The organism is Bacillus sp. J33 (genome assembly GCF_000518885.1).
In the GTDB taxonomy this organism is placed as follows: domain Bacteria; phylum Bacillota; class Bacilli; order Bacillales; family Cytobacillaceae; genus Cytobacillus.
Genome location: NZ_JAEL01000014.1, coordinates 52380 through 78164, shown reverse-complemented (window position 1 = coordinate 78164; position 25785 = coordinate 52380). Strand labels below are relative to the sequence as shown.

At 40.0% G+C, this 25785-nt stretch carries 24 protein-coding genes and 1 pseudogene; 13 read left to right on the top strand and 12 right to left on the bottom strand.

The genetic code is table 11. The annotated features are described in order from the left end of the window. Positions 1-190, bottom strand: a pseudogene (locus tag L634_RS32535) (DDE-type integrase/transposase/recombinase); the annotation flags it as partial. A 164-nt stretch (positions 191-354) separates the two neighbouring features. Between L634_RS32535 and L634_RS0106595 the strand changes: the two are divergent. From L634_RS0106595 to L634_RS0106565, 7 genes are all read left to right on the top strand, one after another. Then, a complete protein-coding gene (locus L634_RS0106595) occupies positions 355-1920 on the top strand; it encodes a glutathione ABC transporter substrate-binding protein (RefSeq protein WP_026581775.1) in 1566 nt (521 codons plus the stop codon). An 80-nt stretch (positions 1921-2000) separates the two neighbouring features. Continuing rightward, positions 2001-3239, top strand: a complete 1239-nt coding sequence (locus tag L634_RS0106590) for an amidohydrolase (protein WP_026581774.1) — start codon at positions 2001-2003, stop codon at positions 3237-3239. 35 nt (positions 3240-3274) lie between these two features. Beyond that, positions 3275-4798, top strand: a complete 1524-nt coding sequence (locus L634_RS0106585) for a glutathione ABC transporter substrate-binding protein (protein ID WP_442852688.1) — start codon at positions 3275-3277, stop codon at positions 4796-4798. A gap of 255 nt (positions 4799-5053) precedes the next feature. Beyond that, complete coding sequence (gene allB / locus L634_RS0106580) at positions 5054-6439, top strand: allantoinase AllB (protein ID WP_026581772.1); 1386 nt, start codon at positions 5054-5056, stop codon at positions 6437-6439. A 136-nt stretch (positions 6440-6575) separates the two neighbouring features. Next, on the top strand, positions 6576-7838 hold the full coding sequence (gene allC / locus L634_RS0106575) for an allantoate deiminase (RefSeq protein ID WP_034262120.1): 1263 nt from the start codon (positions 6576-6578) through the stop codon (positions 7836-7838). A gap of 22 nt (positions 7839-7860) precedes the next feature. Then, a complete protein-coding gene (allE, locus tag L634_RS0106570) occupies positions 7861-8625 on the top strand; it encodes a (S)-ureidoglycine aminohydrolase (RefSeq protein ID WP_034262117.1) in 765 nt (254 codons plus the stop codon). A gap of 159 nt (positions 8626-8784) precedes the next feature. Beyond that, on the top strand, positions 8785-9153 hold the full coding sequence (locus L634_RS0106565) for a cupin domain-containing protein (protein ID WP_232233718.1): 369 nt from the start codon (positions 8785-8787) through the stop codon (positions 9151-9153). Between the two features lie 90 nt (positions 9154-9243). On the opposite strand, the gene L634_RS0106560 is transcribed toward L634_RS0106565, so the two are convergent. The 7 genes from L634_RS0106560 to L634_RS0106530 form a co-directional block, all read right to left on the bottom strand. Next, a complete protein-coding gene (locus tag L634_RS0106560) occupies positions 9244-10566 on the bottom strand; it encodes a membrane protein (protein WP_026581768.1) in 1323 nt (440 codons plus the stop codon). Further along, the gene (locus tag L634_RS0106555; protein ID WP_026581767.1) at positions 10563-11255 is read right to left on the bottom strand and encodes a response regulator transcription factor; all 693 of its coding nucleotides are present in this window, start codon (positions 11253-11255) and stop codon (positions 10563-10565) included. Before L634_RS0106555 ends, L634_RS0106560 begins: the two co-directional genes overlap by 4 nt. Continuing rightward, a complete protein-coding gene (locus tag L634_RS0106550; RefSeq protein ID WP_026581766.1) occupies positions 11252-12025 on the bottom strand; it encodes a sensor histidine kinase in 774 nt (257 codons plus the stop codon). Before L634_RS0106550 ends, L634_RS0106555 begins: the two co-directional genes overlap by 4 nt. A 364-nt stretch (positions 12026-12389) precedes the next feature. Then, entirely contained in the window at positions 12390-13385 is a 996-nt protein-coding gene (locus tag L634_RS0106545) for an ABC transporter ATP-binding protein (protein WP_026581765.1), read from the bottom strand. A 1-nt stretch (position 13386) separates the two neighbouring features. Next, positions 13387-14403, bottom strand: a complete 1017-nt coding sequence (locus tag L634_RS0106540) for an ABC transporter ATP-binding protein (protein ID WP_026581764.1) — start codon at positions 14401-14403, stop codon at positions 13387-13389. Positions 14404-14423: 20 nt separating this feature from the next. Beyond that, entirely contained in the window at positions 14424-15344 is a 921-nt protein-coding gene (nikB, locus tag L634_RS0106535; protein WP_026581763.1) for a nickel ABC transporter permease, read from the bottom strand. Between the two features lie 23 nt (positions 15345-15367). Then, positions 15368-16270 (bottom strand): ABC transporter permease, encoded by a 903-nt coding sequence (locus L634_RS0106530; RefSeq protein WP_026581762.1) that lies wholly within the window; start codon positions 16268-16270, stop codon positions 15368-15370. A gap of 286 nt (positions 16271-16556) precedes the next feature. On the opposite strand from L634_RS0106530, the gene L634_RS0106525 reads away from it, so the two are divergent. The 4 genes from L634_RS0106525 to L634_RS0106510 all read left to right on the top strand — a co-directional run bounded on the left by L634_RS0106525 (position 16557) and on the right by L634_RS0106510 (position 21413). Next, positions 16557-18134, top strand: a complete 1578-nt coding sequence (locus L634_RS0106525; RefSeq protein WP_034262114.1) for a glutathione ABC transporter substrate-binding protein — start codon at positions 16557-16559, stop codon at positions 18132-18134. 100 nt (positions 18135-18234) lie between these two features. After that, entirely contained in the window at positions 18235-19482 is a 1248-nt protein-coding gene (locus tag L634_RS0106520; protein ID WP_026581760.1) for an amidohydrolase family protein, read from the top strand. A 26-nt stretch (positions 19483-19508) separates the two neighbouring features. Beyond that, complete coding sequence (locus L634_RS0106515) at positions 19509-20756, top strand: amidohydrolase (protein WP_026581759.1); 1248 nt, start codon at positions 19509-19511, stop codon at positions 20754-20756. 48 nt (positions 20757-20804) lie between these two features. Continuing rightward, complete coding sequence (locus L634_RS0106510; RefSeq protein ID WP_034262111.1) at positions 20805-21413, top strand: ankyrin repeat domain-containing protein; 609 nt, start codon at positions 20805-20807, stop codon at positions 21411-21413. Between the two features lie 96 nt (positions 21414-21509). Here L634_RS0106510 and L634_RS0106505 read toward each other — a convergent pair whose 3' ends face one another. Then, entirely contained in the window at positions 21510-22721 is a 1212-nt protein-coding gene (locus tag L634_RS0106505) for a CynX/NimT family MFS transporter (RefSeq protein WP_026581757.1), read from the bottom strand. 241 nt (positions 22722-22962) lie between these two features. On the opposite strand from L634_RS0106505, the gene L634_RS0106500 reads away from it, so the two are divergent. Both L634_RS0106500 and L634_RS0106495 read left to right on the top strand, forming a co-directional pair. Continuing rightward, entirely contained in the window at positions 22963-23244 is a 282-nt protein-coding gene (locus tag L634_RS0106500; protein ID WP_026581756.1) for a GNAT family N-acetyltransferase, read from the top strand. Positions 23245-23257: 13 nt separating this feature from the next. After that, positions 23258-24040 (top strand): alpha/beta fold hydrolase, encoded by a 783-nt coding sequence (locus tag L634_RS0106495; RefSeq protein ID WP_026581755.1) that lies wholly within the window; start codon positions 23258-23260, stop codon positions 24038-24040. Positions 24041-24240: 200 nt separating this feature from the next. On the opposite strand, the gene L634_RS0106490 is transcribed toward L634_RS0106495, so the two are convergent. The 3 genes from L634_RS0106490 to L634_RS0106480 form a co-directional block, all read right to left on the bottom strand. Further along, complete coding sequence (locus L634_RS0106490) at positions 24241-24753, bottom strand: hypothetical protein (RefSeq protein ID WP_026581754.1); 513 nt, start codon at positions 24751-24753, stop codon at positions 24241-24243. Then, positions 24750-25130, bottom strand: a complete 381-nt coding sequence (locus L634_RS0106485) for a hypothetical protein (protein ID WP_232233716.1) — start codon at positions 25128-25130, stop codon at positions 24750-24752. Before L634_RS0106485 ends, L634_RS0106490 begins: the two co-directional genes overlap by 4 nt. Positions 25131-25320: 190 nt before the next feature. Continuing rightward, the gene (locus L634_RS0106480; protein WP_034262124.1) at positions 25321-25683 is read right to left on the bottom strand and encodes a DUF1360 domain-containing protein; all 363 of its coding nucleotides are present in this window, start codon (positions 25681-25683) and stop codon (positions 25321-25323) included. Positions 25684-25785: the final 102 nt, after the last annotated feature.

Genomic DNA, 25785 nt, shown 5'->3' with positions numbered 1-25785 from the left:
AATCAAGCTGTTCTAGAACTTCAATGACCGGAAGGTCATCCACTTGAAGTTTTCGATAAGGTTTATTTACGGGCTGTTCAGTAGGTTTAACGAACATGCTTTTACCAATCAATAAAGTAAGCAATGTTCGAATGAGTTGTTCTTGATAGTTTATAAAAGTTAATAAATAGGTTATAATTTGAGGGTACAAATTGTCACTTCCATTCTTGGTTGTTGGGTGTGTGGTAACCTCAATTATCCAAAGAATTTAGGGGGTGGCAATTTTTTTGCCTATAAAGCCCTCTATGGAGATATTTTATAACCTATTTCTTATAGAAGTTTTGACAATACGTTAAAAAAAGGGGGGGAGAGTCTATGAAAGTAAAAAGAAGAATAGGAACGTTAATTTTAGTAATGATGATGGCAGTCCTTTATACGGGCTGCTCAACAAATCAGGACGTCAGCTCCAGTAAAAATACCGGGAGCAAAACGTCTGATAGCGGTGGAACCTTAGTGATAGCCCGTCTGTCTGATGCAGAAAATTTAGATCATCATTTTATGTCGACAATCAATGCTGCCAGCGTTACACATAATAAAATTTATGAAGGGCTTGTTGGCCGGGATAAAAATGCCGAAATTAAGCCTTTGCTGGCTGAACGGTGGGAGCAGCTTGATGATACAACTTGGGAGTTTAAGCTTAGAGAGGATGTAACATTTCATGATGGTACTGCATTTAATGCTGATGCGGTGAAAGCAACATTTGACCGGTTATTAGATCCGGAGGTTGCCTCGCCCAGGGCTGTAGTATTTAAAATGGTAGAAGAAGTTAAGGCGGTTGATGAATTTACCGTTCAGTTTAAATTATCTGAACCATTTGCCCCATTGCTTTCCATTTTGGCCAGCCATGAAGGCGGGATTATCGCACCAAAAACGATAGAAAAATACGGAAAAAAGATTATTCAAGAGCCCGTCGGGACAGGCCCATTCGTATTTGAGTCCTGGACCCCCGGAAAAGAAATTGTATTTAATAAAAACGAAAAATACTGGGGTGCTGAACCTAAGCTGGACAAAGTTTTATTTAAGGTCGTTCCGGAAGAAACGACAAGAATTTCAATGCTTGAAACAGGCGAAGCCCATATAGCCGAGCCGCTTTCGGTTACAATGATGGATACGGTGGAAAACTCCAGGAACGCTCAAATATACCGCAGTGAAGGATTTGGTACAGAGTATATTGGGTTCAACGTAGAAAAGGCACCATTTGATGATGCTCGTGTACGTAAGGCAATTGGACATGCAGTAGAAATGGATTCCATTCTGGATGGCGTATTTAACAATATTGGAAAAAAATCTAACTCACTGCTGGGCCCAAAGGTTTTCGGATACCATGAAAGTTTGGAAGCCTATGAATATAACCTCAATGAAGCAAAAAGACTGCTGGCTGAAGCAGGTTACGCTGAAGGTTTTGAAGCAACCCTGAAAACGATGGATAAGAAAGAATGGATCAATATGGCAGAAGTGCTTCAATCACAGCTGAAAGGGATAGGAATTAAACTGGATATTCAAGTGTTTGAATACGGTACATTTGTTGAACAGGTAAACCGCGGTGACTCTGAAATATTTATTTTAAGCTGGAGAAATGCAACAGGGGATGCTGATTACAATCAATATAACCTTTTCCATAGCAGCTCTCACGGCGCTGCAGGAAATACCTTCTTTTACAGCAATGAGGAAGTTGACAAGTTAATAGAAGCTGCCCGTGCTGAAAAAGATTCGAACAAGCGTACAGAGTTATATGCAAAGGCACAGGAAATTGAAATGGAAGAGTCCGTATATATTCCGGTTCGTGTAATTGAGAATATGGCTGCCATATCAAAAGACGTGAAAGGCTTCTCTATTAGTCCATCTGGTTATTTGGAGATTAATGATATTTCAATTAAGTAAACGTTTTAAGATAAGAGGGATCCGTTCTGGATACCCTTTTATCTTGTCTAAGCATCATTGCTAAAGAAAGGTGAATGAATATGGATGAAAATTATTGGCTAAAGAATGTCCGTTTGGAATGTGGCTACAAAATTGAGAATGACAAAGTTACAGGGACTATAACGGATTTATATCATTTATTAATAAAGGACGGGCGCATTACAAAAATCAAGAAGGACTTGGAGGCCTTCTCTGAAGACATGCCAATGAAAGATGCGGAGGGACTGCTTTTATTGCCATCCTTTGTCGAAAAGCATGTTCATCTTGATAAAACTTACATGGGTGATCAGTGGAAAGCCTGCAGTCCTGCTTCCAATGTCATTGAACGATGTGAAATTGAAAAAAATGCATTGTCATCTATATCAACAAGTACTTCTCAACGTTCAAGAGCATTGCTTCAGCAGTTACTGTCATTTGGATCAACCCACATAAGAACTCATGTTGATATTTATCCTGAGGTCAAATTGCAGAATTTAGATGGAGTCCAGCAAACGCTGGAGGAATTTTCAAATTACGCAAGCTCTGAAATTGTCGCATTTGCCCAGCATGGCTTATTGCGCTCAGGGACTCCCGAGCTTATTAGAGAAGCTGTTAGAAAAGGTGCAGGAATTGTGGGAGCAGTGGATCCTGCAACCGTTGACAATAATATAGAGGCTTCACTTGTTCAATTGATGGATTTGGCTGTCGAAGGAAATGCAGATATTGACTTGCATTTGCATGACCCTGGCCACCTTGGGACTTTTACGATGAAAAGGCTGGCCATTTTAACTAAGGAAGCCGGCTGGGAAGGAAGAATTGCGATCAGCCATGCATTTGGACTTGGAGATGTTTCGAGAGAAGAAGCCCAGGAAATGGCAGAGATTTTAAAAGATGCCGGTATTTCAATCGTTACCAGCCTCCCTATAGGTCGTGCGATACCTCCAGTTGATCTATTAAGTGAATGCGGCGTAGAAATTGCCGTTGGAAACGATAATATTTTTGATTCATGGTGGCCTACAGGCAATGGAGATATCCTGGAAAGGGCTGGCCGATTAATCGAACGATACCGATGGACAGATGAAAAGTCTCTTTCCCAGACATTGAGGTTTATTACTGGCGGTAAGACACCATTGGATCCAGAGGGGAATCAGATCTGGCCAAAAGCAGGAGATGAAGCCAGTATGATTCTGGTCGATGCAGGCTGTTCTGCAGAGGCGATTGCAAGAAGGTCAGAGCGCCGTGCTGTATTTTATAAGGGGAAGTTAGTTTACAGTAAGAGTGATCAGGAGGGGAAAAATTGAGAGTGAAAAGAGAGATTAGTAGACTTTTTTTAGTTATGCTGATGGCAATCCTTTTTACCGGCTGTTCAACAAACAAGGAAGCATCCAAAAAAGAAAATGCACTGGAAGAGTCATCGGGAGACAGCACTTTAGTTATTACCCGATTATCAGACGCTGAAAACTTGGATCATCATTTTATGTCTTCTATCAATGCAGCAAGCACAACCCATAACAAAGTCTATGAGGGGTTGGTGGGAAGAGATAAAAATGCAGACATCAGACCATTGTTAGCCGAAAAGTGGGAACAAGTGGATGAAATAACATGGGAGTTTAAGCTGAGAAAAGATGTAACATTCCATGATGGAACCCCTTTTGATGCCGATGCCGTGAAAGCTACATTTGACCGATTGCTGAATCCAGATGTAGGTGCTCCAAGGGCAGTCGTCTTTGAGATGGTCAAAGAAGTAAAAGTAATTGATGATCATACAGTTCAATTCATTCTAAAGGAGCCATTTTCACCGCTGCTTTCTATTTTGGCCAGTCATGAAGGGGGAATTATCAGTCCTAAAACGATTGAGAAATATGGAAAAAATATGATTCAAGAACCAAATGGAACAGGCCCGTTTGTTTTTGAATCCTGGACTCCTGGGCAAGAAATTGTATTTCATAAAAATGAAAATTATTGGGGTAATCAACCAAAGGTAGAAAAAATAGTGTTTAAGGTTGTACCAGAGGAGACGACAAGAATTTCGATGCTGGAAACAGGTGAGGCTCATATTTCCGAACCTCTTTCTGTTACCATGATGGATACGGTTGAAGCGTCAAAGAATGTTGAGATATACAGTAGTGAAGGATATGGCACTGAGTATATTGGCTTCAATGTACAGAAAGGCCCATTTAAAGATGTCCGGGTACGAAAGGCAGTAGCCCATGCGGTTAATATGGATGCCATTATTGAAGGAGTATTTAATAATATCGGAAATAAATCAAATTCATTATTAGGGTCTAAGGTTTTCGGATATCATGCAGGAATGAAAGCATATGAGCATAATCTTGAGGAAGCAAAGATACTGCTTGCTGAAGCCGGATATCCAAATGGCTTTAAAACGACAATAAAAACAATGGACAAGAAGGAATGGATCAATATGGCGGAGGTACTTCAATCACAGCTAAAAAGAATCGGGATCCAGCTGGATATTGAAGTGTATGAATATGGTACATTTACAGAGCAAGCCAATCGCGGTGACACAGAAATGTATATTCTTAGCTGGAGAAATGCAACTGGTGATGCAGACTATAATCAATATAACCTTTTCCATAGTAATTCTCATGGGGCACCGGGAAATAAATTTTTCTACAGTAATAAAGAAGTAGACCGCCTTATTGTTGCTGCACGTGCTGAACAAGATCATAATAAACGAATAAAATTGTACGAACAGGCACAAGAATTGGAAATGCAAGATTCAGTCTATATACCTATTCGTGTAATTGAAAACTTGGCAGCGATTGGAGAGAATGTAGAAGGCTTCTCTATTAGCCCTTCCGGATATTTGGAACTTAATGATATTGTCATTAAATAAAGTTTTTTCCAAATAAAAGGGTTGTCCAATTTGGACAACCCTTTTGTCTTGTATGACCTCTTTTAAAATTATGGCAGAAAACAAAACGAATAAAATTAGAGGCTTCAAAAATTATAAATTTTTACTTCAAGTTGCATGAAGTAGAAATTATTTAAAAAGAGGTAAAAATGTTGAAAATATAATAATCAGAATTTTTAGTACAATCAAGTTATGTATTATGTTTTTTAAAAATATATTCAGCAGGGAGGGAAAATAATGAAATATGACTTGATTATCAAGGGTGGCAAAGTTGTTTTTAGAAACGAAGTAATAAAGAATGATATCGCTATAAAAAATGGAAAAATCACAGCGATTGAAGAAACAATTAACAATGAAGCTGACCAGATCATCGATGCAGCTGAACAATTTGTCATGCCTGGAATGATTGATACCCATGTGCACATTTGTGAGCCGGGCCGGACAGAGTGGGAAGGTTTTATAACTGGGACAAAGGCATTGGCAGCAGGAGGAACTACATGTTATGTGGACATGCCATTAAATGCCCTTCCAGCTACGATAGACAAGGAAACATTGCATTTAAAGGCAGAAGCAGCAAAAGGGAAGAATTATATAGATTATGCATTTTATGGCGGGCTTGTTCCCGGCAATCTTGATAGGCTTAAGGAGCTTTCTGATGAAGGAGTTGTAGCCTATAAATGTTTTATGGCGACTTGTGGCAGTGATAACCCAAATGATTTTTCGAATGTGGATGATTATACCCTTTATGCTGGGATGAAAAAGATTGCTGAGTTGGGCCATATATTATCCATACATGCGGAAAATGCTCTTATTACCGATCGGTTAGGCGAGGGATTGGCCAGAAAGGGCAGGACTGCTGCCGCAGATTATGTCTTATCCCGGCCTGTCTTTACAGAAGTGGAGGCGGTAAAGCGCGCTCTTTATCTGGGGAAAGAAACGAAGTGCCGGCTCCATTTTGTACATATTAGCTCCGCAGAAGCAGTAGAGGAAATTATAAAGGCACGAAGTGAGGGCCAGGATGTATCTCTTGAATCCTGTCCCCACTACTTTACGATCACATCTGCCCAATTGGAGGCTATTGGCCCGGCTGCTAAATGTTCTCCTCCTCTGCGCAGTAAAGAAGAACAAGATAAGCTTTGGCAAAAGTTGATAGAAGGCAAGATTGATATGTTAACTTCTGATCATTCACCATGTCCGCCTGAACTGAAGAAAAGTTCTTCAAATAACTTTTTTGAAGTATGGGGAGGAATTACAGGCTGTCAAAATAATGTTGATTTAATGTATGAGGCAGTTTTGAAACGCAATTTACCTATAACTGATTTTGTGAGAATGATTTCCTCTAACCCAGCTGAACGTTTTAACATTCCTAATAAAGGAGAGATAGCTGTATCGAAGGATGCTGATATCATTTTACTTGATGTCAATCAGTCATATGTGGTAAACGGAGAAGATCTATTTTATCGCCATAAGCACAGTCCCTACATCGGCAGGCAGATTAATTGCCGGGTAACAAAAACATTTGTCCGCGGAAATATTGTATATGATTTGGACAAAGGCATTGTCGGAAGTCCTCTCGGCAAAGTTATTAGAATCATAAGGGAAGAGGAAGCTGTGAATGTATAAGCTTTTTTAAATAGATTACAAATAGATTTGCATAGGAGCAGGGAAGTTAATGGGTTTAATAGTTTTAGCGCCTGCTTCAAGACTAATAGCCGAAAAAATGCCCACAAATAGAATCGCCATGGGGAGGAAACTGGGTATGGAGGATTTAATCAATTGCCATGAAAAACTAGAATTTGAAAATTTGGCAAATCGTATTGTGAAGAGGCTGGAATGGCTGGGTTCATTAGCAGAAGATCCGGAAGGGGGAATTACCCGCCTTCTTTATTCAAAACAATGGACTGATACTCAGCAAGCATTAAAAAACTGGATGGAAACCGAAGGCTTGGAGGTACAGTTTGATGAGGTTGGAAATTTAAGTGGTATATTGAAGGGAATAAATCAGGATGAGACAGTTTTAACCGGATCTCATATAGATACTGTGAATAATGGCGGACTATATGACGGCCAATTTGGCATTGTCGCTGGTATTCTTGCGTTAATCTATTTGAAAGAACAGTATGGAGCGCCAAAACGGAATCTTGAGGTTGTTTCACTGGCAGAAGAAGAAGGGAGCAGATTTCCTTATTGTTTTTGGGGTTCAAAAAATATTGTGGGAACAGCATTTAAGAAAGATGTAGAAAACCTTGTGGACTCAAACGGAGTTCCATTTGCGAAAGCGATGAGTGAGGCGGGATTTACATTTAGAAATGAAGCAAAAGCTCCACGCAGGGATTTGAAGGGGTTCGTGGAAGTCCATGTTGAACAGGGAAATGTTCTTGAGAATGAAAAAAAATCTGTTGGTGTCGTAAAAAGCATAGTTGGGCAAAGGCGTTTTACAATTGAAGTAAAAGGTGAAGCAAACCATGCTGGAACGACTCCAATGGGGTACCGTAAAGATGCTGTATATGCTGCCAGCCATATGATCCATGAAACACTCAACATGGCAAAGCAGTATGGAGACCCGCTTGTGGCAACAGTTGGGAGGATGGACATCTCACCTAACACCGTAAATGTAGTACCGGGAAAAGCTGTCTTCACTTTAGACCTGCGTCATATTGATAAAAATTCCATTATTCAATTTACTGAAGCATTCACTGAAAAAATGAAGGAAATTTCGAACGAGCATGGAGTTGATACAACCATCGAAAAATGGCTCGATACTGATCCAGTTCCGATGGATCCCGAGATTGTAGAAATTATTGAAAATAAGTGCATCGAAAATAATTTGAGTTATAAGGTCATGCATAGCGGTGCTGGCCATGATGCACAAGTTTTTGCACCCTGCATCCCAACCGCTATGCTGTTTGTTCCAAGCCATAAAGGCATTAGCCATAATCCAGGTGAATATACCAATCCGGATGATTTGGCTGAGGGAGTTAAAGCATTGATAGGCACTTTATATGAACTGGCCTATAAATAATGATAAAAAAGGGGAGTTTTTAATGGGTTATCCAAACGACTTATTATCAAGCAGGTCCGTAATAGAACATGGGAAATACGCTTTAATTGCACCTGAAGGATTAGTGAATAATGTTATCCCCGGTTTTCATAATTGTACTATTTCTATTTTAGGTTCCCCTAAGCTTGGGGCAAGCTTTGTCGACTACTGCGTAACAATGAAGCCAGGGGGCGGTAATAGTGAGGGGTTTGGCGGTCAAGAAGATATACAGACATTTGTCTATATAATTGATGGAAAAATAAAGGCCAGTGCAGACGATCAAGAGTTTATCTTGGAGGAAAGCGGATATCTTTATTGCCCGCCAGGAGTGAAAATGCGCCTCCGAAATATGGTGGAAGGGGTTTCAAAGCTTTTCTTATACAAGCAAAAATACCGCCCCCTTGAAGGACGAAAGCCATGGATCGTTTCCGGCCATGCAGACAGAATTGAGTACAGAAACTACGATGACATGCACAATGTCAATATAAAAGATCTATTGCCTGCTGATTTGGATTTTGATATGAATTTTCATATTCTATCATTCGATCCCGCTGCCAGCCATCCATTTATTGAAACACATGTTCAAGAACACGGGGCATATATACTTTCCGGAGAAGGAATGTATAATCTCGATAATAAGTGGATTCCTGTCAAAAAAGGTGATTATATTTTCATGGGCCCCTATGTTCACCAGGCAGCTTATGCTGTTGGAAGAGAAAACTTAACATATGTCTACTCCAAGGACTGCAATCGGGATGCGGAGCTCTAATAGTCAATACAATTTTTAATGTAAAGGCTGTGTTAAAGCTTATTGTTGATTTTAGCACCCTGTTGATTTCCGCTGAAAGCTTGAATGCCTGCGGCGAAAAATCACCCGGCAAATTTAACAGAGCTAATGAAAAAGGGATAAAGAGGGAGGAGTAATGCATTGGCAAACATTCAGCAGATAATGGAAGAAAGAGTTTTTGAAATTGATAAGATTGCAAAATTTGATCCTAATAAACCGCAAAAGAACTATTTTTATGAAACAGATAAAACGGTAGGAGCTGTTTGGTGTCTGGAACCAGGACAGGAAGTATACTTGCATTCCCATTCAAATGTAGATGATATTTGGGTTTGTATTGAAGGAACAGGAACATATTTCCCCGACCTGGAGAACGAAATCCAAATAGGGAAAGGCATGGTGATCCTTGCCAAACCTAACCAAATACATGGAATGCGAAATACTGGAGACGGAAGATTTGTATTTGTTGGCTTCGCTGCCGGTTCATTGCCAATGGATATAACAAGATATTAGATTTCATACTGCAAACAAGGACAAAGGTAATCCCCGCTGCCAGTTGCATTTGAATTCGGCTGGCAGTGGGGAAAAATTTATTTGGATTACTTATCCCTTATAAGAATCTATAGACAGCTTCATTTTTAGGATATGATAAATGAAATAGAATAGGCATATGCTGCTTGATAGGCAAAAGCTGATCCAAATCGTTAAGAGGTTTTCTGCAACGGGCAAAGCTGCATAGCCTCCAACTGTCCCAATTAAAGAAGCTAAAGGAATGAGGACAGGCAGTCTCTTTCTGCCAAGGATAACATATAGCATAGGGACAATCATAGAAGCATAAATATTGCCGAGAAAAAACAAAAGTTCAAGCGGTTGTGGAGGTAAAAAACTTACGATCAATAGTAAAAATAAACAAATTGCTCCGGAAAAAATATAAGAGTATTTCCATTTCTCTTTATTGTTTAGGGGACGGAGCAAACTGAAAATATTTTTTATTATTAATATGACAATCGCATGGAGTTCTGCGCTAATAGCTGATGATATGGAACTAATGCAAAAAAGAACAAATAAGATAATAAGCAGATTTGAATTGATTTTTCCAACAAGCTCAAATAATAAAGAATAAATGGAATCATAGCTTCTTCCAAAAATAATGATCATTATTAAAGAGGATAATGCTAGAGGAATCGTTGCCCATATTAAACCTGCTAAAGTAAAAGTCATGCGCAGTTTTTCTTTTTTTATGATAAAAACTCTTTGCCAAGAGGCTCGATCAATGATAACTTGTCCAAATCCAATTAAAACAGCTGTAAAAATAAACCAAATAGCATCGGTGTTTTTAACATAGAGTATGTATGGATGATAAAGTTTAATCCCTTCATAAACAGGATATACTCCTTCCTGGATATAGAAGTAAACAGGAATGATGATAACTGAACTGAATATTAGCACTACATTAATACCTGCGAGTTGGTGGATTCTTTGCATGCCTCCTGCCCCGCCAATAAAAAAACAAAATAATAAAAAAATAAGCATCCAGGAAAAAACTGGGGGAGGAAAGATCATGTGTAAAAGGATTCCTGCGCCCATTGCCTGGACAAATATGGAATGAATGCTGATTATGAGAAGGACTGAGATCATTAACCAGTATGCGGCTGGAGTCAATCTCTCGCGCAGGACATCGCCTATCGTTTGCTGGTCATGGAAGCGATCCCTGATCTTTTTTGCCAGAATTCCGAATAAAATGAGTGAAAGCGCACCCATAAGCGAATAGCCAATACCTCCGGTTAGCCCATACTTGATTAATGTTTCCGGAGCGGAAAGAATTGTATTGCCTGTTACCCATCTTGACAAAAGGCTAACCACCCCAAAACCGATTCCCAGTTGAAATGCCCCGCTTATATAAAAATGAAAATCGGTTTTCTTCATTGAGAGGTCTCCTTCAAACGGTAATCCCTTGGCGATTGACCAGTCATTTTCCGGAACATCTGGCTGAAGTAGTGCTGGCTGTTAAAGCCGCACTTTTCTGAAATAGCACTAATGTTTAGATCTGAATTCTCGACCAGCATTTTCTGTGCCTGTCTTAATCGATAGTCATTTAAGTATTCGGAAAATCCCATCCCCACTTCTTCATGAAATTTTCTGCTCAGATAAGCTGAGTTAATATGAATTTTAGAAGCCAGATAATTTAAGGTTAGCTTCTCGCTGTAATCCCTTTGAATAATTTGCAAGGCCATAACGATTTGCGCTGAGTAGCTTCCAATTCTCTCATATTTTTTCAATAAATTCATTAATTCTTCCTCAATGACTGGTTTTGTGATGTAATCAACCACTCCTATTCTGAGTGAAGTTTGGACGTATTCGAAATTTTGATAAGCTGTGACCATGATTAAATCAATATCTCTTTTAGCAGAAAGCTCCACAGCTAACTCGAGTCCAGATTTGCCCGGAAGCTGAATATCAAGGAAAGCGAGAAAAATATCATGCTTCTTAATTATTTGAAGGGCTTGAGAGGCATCCTGGGCCTTGAAAAAATTCCAATTAGGAAATTTCTTTTGAATGAGATATTCCAATTGATCCAATTCAATCGGCTCATCATCTACAAGCAAGATATTCATTGTGTTTTTTCACCCTCCTGTTTTTCTGCCTTTACGATATAGGGATATGCAGCAAATACAGCTGTTCCATCCTCCAGGTTCGTTAACTGAACAGAAGTCTCATCTTCGGGAAATAGAAGCTCAAGCCTCTTTTTAATATTCTCCAGACCAAGTCCAAGCCCACCATCCCGATTAGGTTCAACGCATTCAAGTGAGTTGTTCCAAACAGATACATATATTGTGGATTCCTTTTTCATAATTTTGATTTTTAATATGGCTTGACCAATATTTTTATCAAAAGCATGTTTAAAAGCATTTTCTACAAGAGTCTGAATTAAAAAGGGTATAATAATAGCTTTATTCACATGATTCTCCAATTGGATTTCGTAATGAAGCCGATCTCTGAACCTGATTTTTTGAATCTCCAAATAGTAATTAACATAAGTTAACTCATCTTCAATCGGTATAAAATTACTTGTAGTTCGGTACTTAAATTTAAGAAGTTTTGAAAGCGTCTCAATGGAACGTATCAATTCGATTTTGCGGTCCAATCTTGCTAAAGCAAGGATTGAATTTAAGGTATTAAAAAAGAAATGCGGCTGGATTTCCTGGTTTAACTGATTATATAAAGCAGTTTGCAGTTCTCTCTCTAAAGCTATTTCCCGTTTCTGTTTTTCAAGCAAATCAATTCTTTTTTCAAAGACAAACAAAAATAGTAAGGTAAAGGACCCCAGCAAAGGAACCAGTACGCAAAACATAATATAAATGGAGAAGGATTCAATGGGCAGCATGGACAGGTTTCTCCTTATGTAGTAAAAAAGGGAGGTATGCAATCAACTCCCTTTTTTAATATAACATTTTATCCCGCATTAACGGGCAGTAAAACCCCACTTCAAGACTTTTAGGGAATAATAAAGGATAAGTGGGGGATCAACTGCCCGTAAAAGCCCGATTATCAGAACTCAGACTAAATACGCCACGTCCTCCCAAAAGCTAACGCTTTCGGTCGTGCGATGTATCGCTGCCGTAGCTTTCCTTGTCCTGTGGCAACGTCTGAGTGACCCGCATCGTGCGGGCCCCAACTAACTATCAGTGGGGGAAGGAACACCCCCACTGATAGTTAGTTTCACTTTATCCAAATCAGAGGTATTTGTTTTAAACTGGCAAATCTTCAGCAAAATGGCAGCTTACATAATGCCCTTTAACAAGCTCTCTTAATGGCGGCTCTTCTTGCTTGCATTTTTCTGCAGCAAAAGGACAGCGTGTGTGGAAGCGGCAGCCCCCGGGAGGATCAATTGGAGATGGGACATCTCCTTTTAAAATAACACGCTCCCTTTTTAAAGTTGGATCCGGAACAGGAATTGAAGATAATAGTGCCTGTGTATACGGGTGAAGCGGTGAATCAAACAATTCTTTTTTCTCTGCAATCTCAACTACTTTTCCTAAGTACATCACCATGACTCGATCAGAAATGTGCCTGACAACACTCAAATCATGGGAGATGAATAGAAATGTCAATTTAAATTGTTTCTGTAATTTCTTTAACAGATTGAGAATTTGCGCCTGGATTGATACATCCAAGGCAGAAACGGCTTCATCACAAATAATTAATTTGGGATTAACCGCTAATGCTCGGGCAATCCCAATACGCTGGCGCTGGCCGCCGCTAAACTCATGCGGATACCTGTCAAGCGCCTCGGGAGGAAGTCCAACATAGCTAAGCAATTCCAGCATCCTGTCTTTTCGTTTCGGTTTTTCAACAACATTCTGTATGGCCATCGCTTCATTTAGTATTTGCTTAACTGTTTGCCGAGGGTTAAGAGAAGCGAATGGGTCCTGAAAAATGACCTGCAAATCACCTCTAAGTTTCCTCATTTCCTTTTTGCTTAGTGATAAAATATTTTTTCCCATATAAAGAACTTTTCCATCTGTAGGTTCATCAAGCCTTAAAATTGCTCGTCCGGTAGTTGATTTGCCGCAGCCAGACTCACCGACTATACTCAATGTCTCGCCTTCAAATAGCTCAAATGAAACATCGTCTACCGCTTTTACAAAAGTTTTTGGCTTGAAGATAGAGTCTCTTTTAACAGGAAAGTATTGTTTTAAATGGTCTACTTGCAGGACGATATTTTTTTCAGCTGTTGTTTCCATGTTAGATAACCCCCTCTTTATCTTTTTTGCCAGACCATTCGTCGGTATATTTCCAGCATCGTACTTTAACACCGTCGGATTGGGTGATAAGGTCGGGCTGGTGAGTTGTGCAAATTTCCTCACGGTAAGGGCATCTGGAAGCAAATCGGCAGCCGGCTGGCAAATTGTATGGGCTTGGAACACTGCCATCTATCGTAATTAATTCGTCCTGATCTTCATGGATTTTAGGCAATGAGTTCAATAACCCCTGTGTATAAGGGTGCTTGGGATTAGCAAAAATCTGCTCTGTTGAAGCATGTTCGACTATATTTCCGGCATACATGACTGCTACTTTATCACATGTTTCTGCTACAACTCCCAAATCATGGGTGATCATGATCACACCCATTCCAATCTTTGCTTGAAGCTCTTTAATCAGCTCCAGTATTTGTGCTTGAATTGTAACATCCAACGCAGTGGTTGGTTCATCTGCAATTAATATTTCCGGTGTACATGCAAGGGCCATTGCAATCATTACACGCTGGCGCATCCCGCCGCTCAATTGGAAAGGCTCTTGTTTGGCTCTTTTTTCAGGAGAAGGAATTCCTACCAGCTTCAGCATTTCAACTGACTTTTCCCATGCAGCTTTTTTCCCCATCTTTTGGTGCAGCCTCAAAGCTTCTGCAATTTGTTCTCCAACCGGGATCACAGGGTTCAAGGAAGTCATAGGCTCCTGAAAAATCATCGATATTTCATTCCCGCGAATTTTTCTCATATCATCCTCTGACATTTTAACTAAATCTCTTCCTTTAAATAAAACGGAACCGCCAGCTATTTTCCCCGGCGGGGAAGGAATTAGGCGGAGAATGGAAAGGGAAGTCATACTTTTTCCGCATCCTGATTCTCCAACAATCCCCAGCGTTTCACCTTTATGCAAAGTAAAATCGATGCCATCAACGGCTTTGCTAACTCCTTTTTTTGTTGTGAAATGCGTTTTTAACCCTTTTACTTCCAGTATTGGTTTATTTCCTTCGTTCATAGCTAGTCACCGCCTATACTTTAATTAAGCTCAATTCGTTTATTGAAGAACCGATAAAATACATCTACGAATAAATTTACGATTACGAAAATAAGCGAGGCAAACAATACTCCGCCCTGAACCATTGGCAAATCACGCATTCGGATTGCATCAACAATCATTCTCCCCAGACCATTAATTGCAAATATAGATTCGACCAATACCGTTCCGCCAAGGAGTGCACCAAACTGAAGACCTACAACAGTAATAACTGGAATCAATGCATTTCTTAGGGCATGTTTATAAATAATGATATGTTCACGAAGTCCTTTGGCCCGAGCTGTGCGAATATAGTCCTGGCGAATAACTTCCAGCATGCTGGACCTTGTCATCCTTGCAACAATTGCAGCTCCTCCTGCACCAAGGGTTATAGCTGGCAAAATTATATGGAGAAGGCTATCCCAACCAGCAACTGGCAGGATTTGAAGTTTAACTGAAAAGAAATACATAAGCATTAAACCAAACCAAAAGCTTGGCAATGAAATGCCTAGAAGCGCAATAAGCATAACGCTGACATCGGTTAAAGAATAAGGTTTGACAGCTGATATGATGCCTGCTGCCATACCCAGAACGATTGTAATGATGATACTAAAGAAAGCAAGTTCAATTGTAATGGGCAATCTTACCAGTATTTCATCAAGGACGGGCTGGCTGTTTTTCAGGGAGACGCCTAAATCCCCCTTAAATACATTTGATAAATATTCGAAGTATTGGATGTACAGCGGCTGATTTAATCCAAGCTGTTCACGAATGGCTTCAATTGTTTCTTTTGAAGCCCCTTCACCCGCGAGAAGGACTGCAGGATCCCCAGGGACAAGCTGCATGATAAAGAAAACTACAAAAGTAACTCCAATGATAACCGGGATTGTTTGTAAGATCCGGCGTAATATAAACATCAGCATAGATATAACCTCCTTAAAGCCATTTATTTTTTCATTCTAGGATCAAAAGCGTCGCGCAAACCATCACCAAAAATATTAAATCCAAGAACCAGAATGGAAATGGCGAGACCAGGAAATAAGGCAATATACGGTGCAGAGAATAAGAAGTCCCTCCCGCTGCTAAGCATGGTTCCCCACTCTGGTGAAGGCGGCTGGGCACCTAGGCCAAGGAAGGATAATCCTGCAGCTGATAGAATGGCAGTGGCCAGCCTTAGTGTACCCTGGACAATGATAGGTGAAAGAATATTCGGAAAAATATGCTTAAAAATAATGACTAAATCATTCGCTCCCAGTGAGCGTATTGCATCAATATATTCAAGGCGCTTTACTTCTAATGTAGATCCGCGAACGATTCTTGCAAATAAAGGTACAGAGAAAGCCCCAACTGCAATGGTTACATTAATAAGGCTTGGACCTAGGGCAGCAATGATAGCAAGGGCTAATAGGATTCCAGGGAACGCAAGCATAACATCCATCATTCTCATAATAATTGTGTCAACCCATTTGCCATAATACCCGGCTACCAATCCAAAAATAATGCCAAAAAATGCCCCAAACAATACAGCTGCAAAACCTACTCCCATAGATAGCCTAGAACCATACAGGATCCTGCTTAAAATATCTCTTCCTTTATCATCTGTTCCCATCCAATGGTCCGGGGATGGTGGTGTCAATTTATTCTCCAAATCGATTTCGTATGGACTATAAGGAGCCAGCAGCGGTGCAAATACCGCCATTAATATATAAACAAGAATAATGATGGCCCCGACTAAAGCAGCTTTATTTTGAATCATTATAGAAAGAAAATCTTTTATTCTCGATTCCTTTGGGCTAATCAATGTCTTTGCAGCAATGTTAGGCTGCTCAGTTTTTACTTGAACGGTCATCTTATTTCCCCCCTAAAAATTTTATTGTGTTAAATGCTGAATTAAAAAGCAGTCTTCCTCCTTCCAATAGAAGATTGGTATAAAAGTGAATGATGTTTAGTTAAAATTATCAAAATTACCTGTAAAGTAAATATTTTTTAAATGAGTTGTCAAAATCTTTTAAAAACATGTAAATATTCTGTAAATATAGAAATTCATCATCTTCTATAATGCAGATAAGCATTAACGGAGGGATGGTGAACATTGTTTTTTTTCAATTTCATTTTTAAAAAAAGGGGAGAGAATAATGCAGAAAGATAGAAAGCATTTTCAGAATGGAATCCTGCTGATCTTACTAAGCTTAACGATGTTGTTTGTGTCCGCTTGTTCTACACAAACACAAACAGAACAGAACGCTGCAAATGAAACAGAAGGGAAAAAGGATGGAGGAACACTGACAGTTGTCCGTTTATCCGATGCAACAAAATTAGACCCACACTTTATTACAGATATACCTTCTGCAAATATTATTTATCAAAAAGTATATGAAAATTTAGTAGAACCAGATAAAGAGATGAACATCCAGCCCTCCCTGGCAACTGAATGGAAGGTCATTGATGATACGACTTGGGAGTTTAAGCTGAAAGAAGGCGTTTCCTTTCATGATGGGACTCCGTTTAACGCTGAAGCAGTAAAAGCAACCTTTGACCGCTTGCTGGATCCAAAAACAGGATCGCCGCAGCGTGAGAAATTCGCGATGATTAATGAAGTAAAAGTGATTGATGAATACACAGTCCAATTATTGCTTGATTATCCATATGCTCCACTGCTTTCAATCCTTGCGAGCAGCGAAGGAAGCATCATAAGTCCAAAGGCACTTGCTGACAACACAGAAAAACTGGCTGAGCATCCGGTTGGTACAGGCCCATTTGTATTTGAAGCCTGGAAGACCGGCCAGGAGATTTCCTTAAAGAAAAATGAAAACTATTGGGGAAAGCAGCCAAATATTGACCGGGTTGTTTTTAAGGTGGTCCCTGAAGATGCAACGCGTTTGGCTATGATTGAAACTGGGGAAGCACATATAAACGATCAGGTGCCTGTTACAGAGATTGAAAGAATTGAAGCATCCGAATCGATGGGACTTTTTAGAGCAGAGGGACTTGCAGTTGAATATATTGGGTTTAACACCAAGAAGGAACCTTTGAATGATGTTAAAGTCCGTAAAGCAATTAGCCATGCCATTGAAAGGGAAGCGATCATAAAAGGGGTTTATAACAATGTAGGCACACTTGCTAATGCAGCTATGAGCCCGAAGGTTTTTGGCCACAGTGATAATGTTAAGCCTTACGATTATGATTTAAATGAAGCCAAAAAATTGTTAAAAGAAGCGGGATATGAAAACGGACTAAAACTCAAATTGCTGACCAGCGATAGAAAAGAACGCATCAACATGGCAGAAGTTATTCAATCGCAATTAAAGGGAATCGGCGTTGAGGTAGACATCCAAGTAATGGAATATGGAGCATATATTGATACGATTGATAAATCTGAGCATGATTTATTCATTGGCGGATGGGGGAATGCCACAGGAGATGGAGATTATAACCAGTATAATCTATTCCATACTGCCTCACAGGGACCTCCTGGAAACCATTTCTATTACAGCAACCCGGAGGTAGACAAAATGATTGAAGCGGCACGCAGAGAGACTAACGAAGCAAAGCGCAAGGATCTTTATGAGCAAGTGATGCAAATGGAATTAGAGGATGCCGTTTATATTCCGATCCGTAATTACGAACATATGGCTGCACATAGCAAAAATGTAAGCGGATTTTGGTTGAATGCTGCAAATTACCTAATGATAGATGATGCAGTTATAAAGTAAATACTGACTGAGATCATTAGTAAGATAACGCGGTGAAAACAGAAAAGTACTTTTGCTGAAAAAGTACTTTTCCTGCATTTTTAATTTAGGAGGAAATAGAATGACTGCCCAAACCCAATGGATTACAAATGTTCGACTGGAAAAAGGCTATATCTACGAAAATGAACGAATTGCTGGGACCAGCACTGAAATTTGCCATTTAAAAATTGAAGATGGAAAAATTGCGGAAATCACCCAAATAGCTCCGGAAGTTAATGAAAGTCAATTTTTTGATGCAAAGCAGCAGCTTTTACTCCCTTCTTTAAGAGATATGCACATTCACATTGATAAGACCTATTATGGCGGTCCATGGAAAGCCTGTACGCCAATAACAAAAGGTATTTTTACAAGGTTAGAAGAAGAAAGGGAACTTTTGCCAAAACTTCTCCCAACCGCACAAGAACGCGCTGAAAAAATGATAGAGCTATATATAAAAAATGGCCATACTCATATTCGCACACATTGTAATGTTGACCCTGTCATTGGCCTGAAAAACTTAGAAGCAACTGTCAATGCACTAAAAAAATATGAAGATGTCCTTACATATGACATTGTAGCGTTTCCGCAGCATGGACTGCTGAGAAGTGATTCTGTTCAGTTAATTCGGGATGCTATGAAAAATGGTGCTACCTTAGTTGGCGGTGTGGATCCAGCTACAGTGGACAGAAATATTGAAAAATCACTCAATACAATATTTGAAATTGCAGTTGAACATGATGCGGGAGTCGATATCCATCTTCATGACCCTAATACATTAGGAGCTTTTACATTCGAGAGAATGGCTGATTATACAAGAGAAGCTGGCCTAACAGGAAAGGCAACGATAAGCCACGGAATTGCTTTAGCCGATCTGCAGGGAGAGGAGCTTGCTGAAATGGCTGCATTATTAAAAGAAAACGAGATTGATGTAACTACTACAATACCAATTAATCGCAAAACTATTCCGGTTCCTGCACTTGATGGGTATGGCATACCAGTTTCTGTAGGACATGATAGCCTCACTGATCACTGGTCCCCATTTGGAACAGGAAATACCATCCAGAAAATTGGAACGCTTGCGGAAAGGTTTCGAATGATTGATGAATATTCCCTATCATCTGCCTTGAAATATGCAACTGGCGGTGTGACTCCATTAAATAAAGATGGTGAGCGGGTTTGGCCAAAAATTGGCGACGATGCGACGATGATGCTTGTTGATGCAACATGTTCAGCGGAAGCCATTGCTAGAAGGGCAATGGTTCAGTCATTATTCTTCAGAGGCAAGAAGGTTAAAAGCAAACAAAATGAAATGGAAACAATGGGCTTATAATTTAAAGGGACAAAGGAGGATATATCATGTCAACTTCGTTTTGGTTAAAAAATATTAAGCTTGAAACAGGGTATCTTCAAGATGAGAAAGGTGCTTATACTACAAAAACGGAAATCTTTCATTTGAAAATTGAAGGAGGGAAGATAGTAGAAAAGCAATACAGCAGCTATGAAATTCCCAAAGATGAATTAACAGTGGATGCAGGGGGATTACTGGCGCTGCCATCTTTTAGGGAGATGCATAACCATCTTGACAAAACCTATCTTTCTCTTGATTGGAAGGCTTGCAGGCCGGTCAAAAATTTAGAAGAACGTTTACAGTATGAAGCAATGGAGCTTGAGGAATTGGCACCTACAGCGAAACAGCGGGCAAGCAAAATGATTGAGCTGCTGCTTTCTAAGGGTTCAACTCATATTCGTACCCATGTGAATATTGATCCATATATAGGTTTGAAGAACCTGGAGGGCGTGAGGGCTGCTTTAGAGGACTATTCGGGTAAGCTGACATACGAAATTGTTGCTTTTCCGCAACATGGCCTTTTAAGTGAAAATGTAATTCCTCTTATGAAAGAAGCGATGAGATCCGGAGCTGATATTGTTGGCGGGTTAGATCCTGCAGGAATAGATCGCAACATTGAAAAATCACTTTATGAAGTAATGAATCTTAGTACAGAGTTTAATGCGGATATAGATATCCATTTACATGATGGAGGGCATTTAGGCTATTATACAATTGATAAATTTGCTGAAATGGTGGAGGATGCAGGATGGCACAATCGTACTTCTGTTAGCCATGCGTTTTGTTTAGGCGAGGTTCCCCTTTCGCAGGCAGAAGAAATGGCAGATAAATTGAGTGAACTTGGAATGTCCATTATGTCCACGATTCCAATAACAAAATCACTCCCTCCAATTGAACTTTTAGACCGAAAAGGAGTAAATGTGTATTTGGGGTGCGATGGTTTCTATGATTCCTGGGGTCCTTTCGGGAATGGAGACCTCTTGGAGAAACTATCTAGATATGGTGAACTCTACCGAAAAAGCGATGAAAAATCTTTAGCACAATCTTTAAAATGGGCTACAGGCGGTCCTGTCCCATTAAAAAGGAATGGTGAGGTAGCCTGGCCGCTTAAGGGAGAAGAGGCAAGTATGATACTGGTCAGCGCATCCTGTTCAGCAGAAGCGGTGGCAAGAACACCTAAAAGGGAAGCGGTAATTTTTAGGGGAAAAGTAGTGGCGGGACAGTTGTTAAACAGTCCAAACGGGCTTCCTATTTGAATAAAGTAAAAGTTTTATAAATGCAATCTGAAAAATAGGAGGATCATGATGTTAAGGATAGATGAGAGCCTATTATTATTTGAAGCTGCTGGGAATGGTAATCTTGAAGGGGTGAAAAAGAGTCTGGAGCTCGGTATAGATATTAATTTGCAGGATAAAAGGAAACGTACTGCCATATTGCTGGCTTCAATGGAAAAACATTATGATGTTGTTCAGTATCTGGCAGATGAAGGGGCAGATATTAATATTCAAGACGAAACTTGTTTAAACCCATTTTTATTTGGGTGCATTAATGGAGATTTAACACTAGTAAGATTAATGATAAGCGCAGGAGCCGATTTAAATCTTTTGACGAGGTTTGGAGGAGTGGGAATTACTCCTGCTTGTGAAAAAGGGCATGTAGAAGTGGTTCGTGAGCTTTTAGCGACAACAGATATAAATGTAAACCATACAAATTATTGCGGTTGGACCCCATTAATTGAAGCAATCGTTTTGAATGATGGCGGAGCAAAACAGCAGGCCATCGTAAAATTATTGCTTGATCACGGGGCTGATGCGAATCTTACAGACCAATATGGAGTGGCTCCGGTAGAGCTTGCCAGAAGAAAAGGATATAGAGAAATAGTGGATGTTTTATTAAAGGCTGCTAAAGAATGATCCGCTTTGGAACTTTCAGAATCCAGTTTTATCAAAAAAGGGATTCTCACTCCAATTTAGAAGCCGGATAAGATGGAGGCTAAAAAGATCCCCTTTCTACGCAATGGTAGAAGGGGATTTTTTTCTATTTATTATCGCTGTTTCAAGGACATATTGATTACGCCCTGCACCGACGCCCGCTATAGTGAAAACAAAGGTTATGACCAGTAGTAAAATTAATGGAAGTGTCCAAGTGTGAAAAAAGTCATAAATGTAACCGATCAGAAAGGGGCCTAAGGCAGCAAGCAAATATCCTGCAGACTGAGCCATGCCTGATAAATCAGCAGCTTGCTTTGCGCTGGCTGCCCGTAAGCCAATCAGTGCTAAAGAGTGGCTAATGGCTGCACCTAAAGCAATGCCAATGAGAATGATGCTGATAATGATGCTAATGGAATTCAGGCTAAAAAGAAGTCCGGCTATACCCGCTGAACAAAAAACACCGATTCCCACAGCAATCCCCTTTTGGTTAGGAAGCCGATCAGCCAGGACGGGAATCAAAAAATTGGCAGGCAGGCCAGAGAACTGAAGCATTGTGACCATCCATCCGGCTGTTTCGGTATTGAATCCCCGATCATAAAGAATTTCAGGAAGCCAGGTAATAAAGGAGAAATAGGCAAATGATTGCAAGCCCATGAAAATGGTTACTTGCCAGGCTATTGCTGATTGCCACAGTCCTGAAACAGAGTCGTCTATTCTTTGCTTGGCAGTACTATTTATTGTTTTTAGCTGAGGGAGCCAGATCAGAACGGCGATTACTACTAGAATGATCCAAACTCCAAGTGATGAGGACCAGCCGAGTTCTTTGTATCCTGCAATCGGAACACTTAGCCCTGGGGCCAATCCAGCCCATAGTCCCATCGAAAAGGTGTATACTCCAGTCAGCAAACCCACTTTTCCAAAGCGTTCTTTTACTATTCCAGGAAGAAGGACATTGCAAATGGCGATGCCCATGCCGACTAAAGCGGTACCTGTAAAAAGTGAAAAGGTGGATCGGATGATGATCCCCAATCCAAGCACAAGGAGACCGGCCATTATGCTCATTTCGTTTCCAAATTTTTGAGCCATTTTGGGTGCGAAAGGAGAAAGAATGGCAAAAGCCAGCAAAGGCAGAGTTGTGAGCAAGCCTGCAAGCCCATTGGATATGCCGGTATCATATCGGATCGAACTAATAAGGGGGCCAACAGCAGTTATGCCGGGCCTGAGATTAAAGGCTACAAATATGATGCCAAGTATTAAAATAGTATTTTTATTCATTTTTCCAGGAGTCATATTTATTCAACCCTTTATTTTGAAATGGTTTAGAAACTGGATTATTACGTATTTCGAACTATTATAATGAATATTCAGATAAAAGTATAGTGAAAAAAGAAAGGAATATTTAGCTTTTAAGTAGATGGCGTGGAAGTTTTTAGATTCCTTTAATCAAAGAAAGATGATTTTACCATTGAGTGTGGTAACATACAAGCATAAGGACATATTAGAGTTAGCAGTCAAATTAGGAGGGATGAAAATGAGTGCAGAAATTAAAAAAGAAGAGAATCGCTTTTTTGTTAACGATGATCATGGAACTATAGCAGCTGAAATTACTTTTACGCCAAGCGGAGAATCTAAAATTACGATTGACCATACTTATGTAAGTGATTCGCTGCGCGGCCAGGGGATTGCAGGAAAGCTGGTGGAAAGTGTTGTACAAGAGGCCAGGGGAAAGGGTTTAAAGATTGTGCCTGTTTGCTCCTATGCAAAAGCTGTTTTTGAACGTAAAAGCGAGTATCAGGATGTACTAGCAAAATAAAGGCGGTGTTTATATGAATGCCAATAAAGTAAGTTTTAATGGAACTGCGATTTCTTATTATGGCGAAGGACAGGGTGAACCGGTTGTTTTAATTCACGGGTTTTGCGGGAGCAAAGATTACTGGAGCAAGGTAATCCCGGCTTTGGCGGAAGAGTACCATGTAATTGCGGTAGATCTTCCGGGGCACGGAGAATCTGGTTTGCCTATGGAGGACACTTCAATTGAAAAGATGGCCGAAGCGCTTAATGATGCTATTCAGGAACTGGGAGTAGAGAAAGTCTCTCTCTTTGGCCACTCCCTGGGGGGATATGTAACCCTGGCCTTTGCAGAGGCTTTTGCAGACAAGCTCCAAAAATTTGCACTCGTCCATTCAACAGCCAACCCGGATTCTGAAGAAGGCAAAAAGGGAAGGGAAGTTGCAGCAGGAAAAATAGATAAAGAAGGAATTAAACCCTTTGTTGATGGATTGATTCCCAATCTTTTTGCACCAGGAGAAGACCATCAGGAAGAAATGCAGATTGCAAAAGAGATTGGATATGGCACCAATCCAGAAGGGGCAAAAGCTGCCTTGAAAGCAATGAAACAGCGCCCTGACCGTAATCAGGTCTTAAAAAATACAGAACTCCCGGTATTATTAATTGCTGGCGAGAAAGATCAGATTATCCCTCCGGAAAAGTCTTTTACCGTTGATCGGACGAACATCCAGCAGGTGACCATTAAAGGTGCAGGGCATATGAGCATGTATGAAGCACCAGGTGAACTGGTAGAAATCATTCGAGGGTTTATGAAGAAGTAGGAAGTAAGCAAATATCTTAAAGGTAAAGCAGCTGGATTTATTGCATATAAAATCGGTCAATCCACATTTAAAGTGCTATGCGCATATAAATTCCTTGCATCCGCTTAAAAGCATGCCCCAAATAATTAGGGTATGTTAATTGTTAGGGCAAGCCCATAGAAAAAAGCTCCTTTTTTCATCAAAAGGAGCTTTTTTCTTTATTACTGTTTGAATATGATCGAAATAATTTCATCTGTTGTCATTCCGCTTTCTACTTCAAAGGTGCCAGGGCGCAATTCATTTGCTAAACCGCGTTTTTCTACATCTTTGTAAAACTGGACGCCGCTTTCAATGATGTTGGCACGTTCAAGGGCATTTCCAACATCAATGCTTGTCATGCCCATTGAGACTGTCAAAATAGTGCGGTAGACAACCTCACCGGCTTCTTTATCTGACTTCTCTTCAGTTTTTTCCTTATCTTTTTCACTAGCTTTTGCTGCAGCAGCGAGATGCTCGCTCCACTCGGCTTCTGTATTGATGACATATCCTTTTGATGCAAGCTGATCGATCATTTCCTGATCTGTAAGTTTTTCGTCTTTAGCCGTTTTTTCTGTTTTATCAGCTGGCTTCTCCGTACTTTTTGCTTCAGAAGGACCAAAAAAGTATGCGCTGCCAGTCAAAATGGCAGCCACTAAGAGACCTGCAGCAAAACTGCGCAAGGAATTAGGTGTCATTGTGCAACCATGCTCCTTTCAGCCTTTTTCGATATATAAGGCATAAGCATACGCTCTACTTCATTAGGAGTAAGCTGTTTTTTTAAGGCAATGCTTTCGAAGGAATAGCCGCGCTTATGAAGATCAAGCATCTCCCTCAGCACCACGCGTTCTTCAGAAGAACTTCCCATTGCACCTGACTGTTGCGCAGTGATTTCTGCGTCTAATTCAATATTCCTGATTTGCTGCTGCAGTTCGTGGATTTCATTTTTTAATGTAAAAGTAACCTGATCAATTTGTTCCTCAAGATTTGATTTGGACTGCGCCGTTTTAAAAAACGATAAAATGAGCAGCACAACTGCTGAACCAAACAAAATGGCTATTACCCATCCCATCATATTAAACCTCCCCTATATTAAAACATATGGTATGTATCTATTTTTTCCAATCTAAATTATACCTTTATTACAGGGGGAATTCGATCCAAATCGACAAAATGGCACAATAGTCCTGTTTTTATGTAAGAAAAAGGGGGGGGGTAAATCTTATTTCTTATTGGGGAGCAGCAAAAGTCAGCCAATTAGTTTACTAATCGGCTCTTGATGACTCTTTTTTGAGCTTGTCAGCATAAACTTCTGTCTTTTTTATATTAACTCCAACAAATGATTCCAATATGGCTTGTCCGCCTGCAATAGCAAGGATGAATACCATGTATTGAGCGGTTGACGGGAAAAGGATATAGAAAAGTCCGAGGAAAATAGCTGACCAAACACCCGTACACCAGTAACAGGTCAAAAGATATCCAATCATGGATTTTGGGACTTGCTTAATTTGGTGGGAAGGTGTTTCTTTTTTCATTAAGAAAGGACTTCTTAAGGGCTCTGTTATTTTATCAAAAACAATTAAATGAGTTAACCGGTAGCTGGCCAATATAATCATAATGAAGTTCATCCAGTTTAATTCCACATTTTTATCCTCCTTTACGCAGCTTAGTTTCACCAGAAAAAAGGAAAGTAAAGGCAGGAACAGAGAGTGTTCATAAAGTGTTCACAA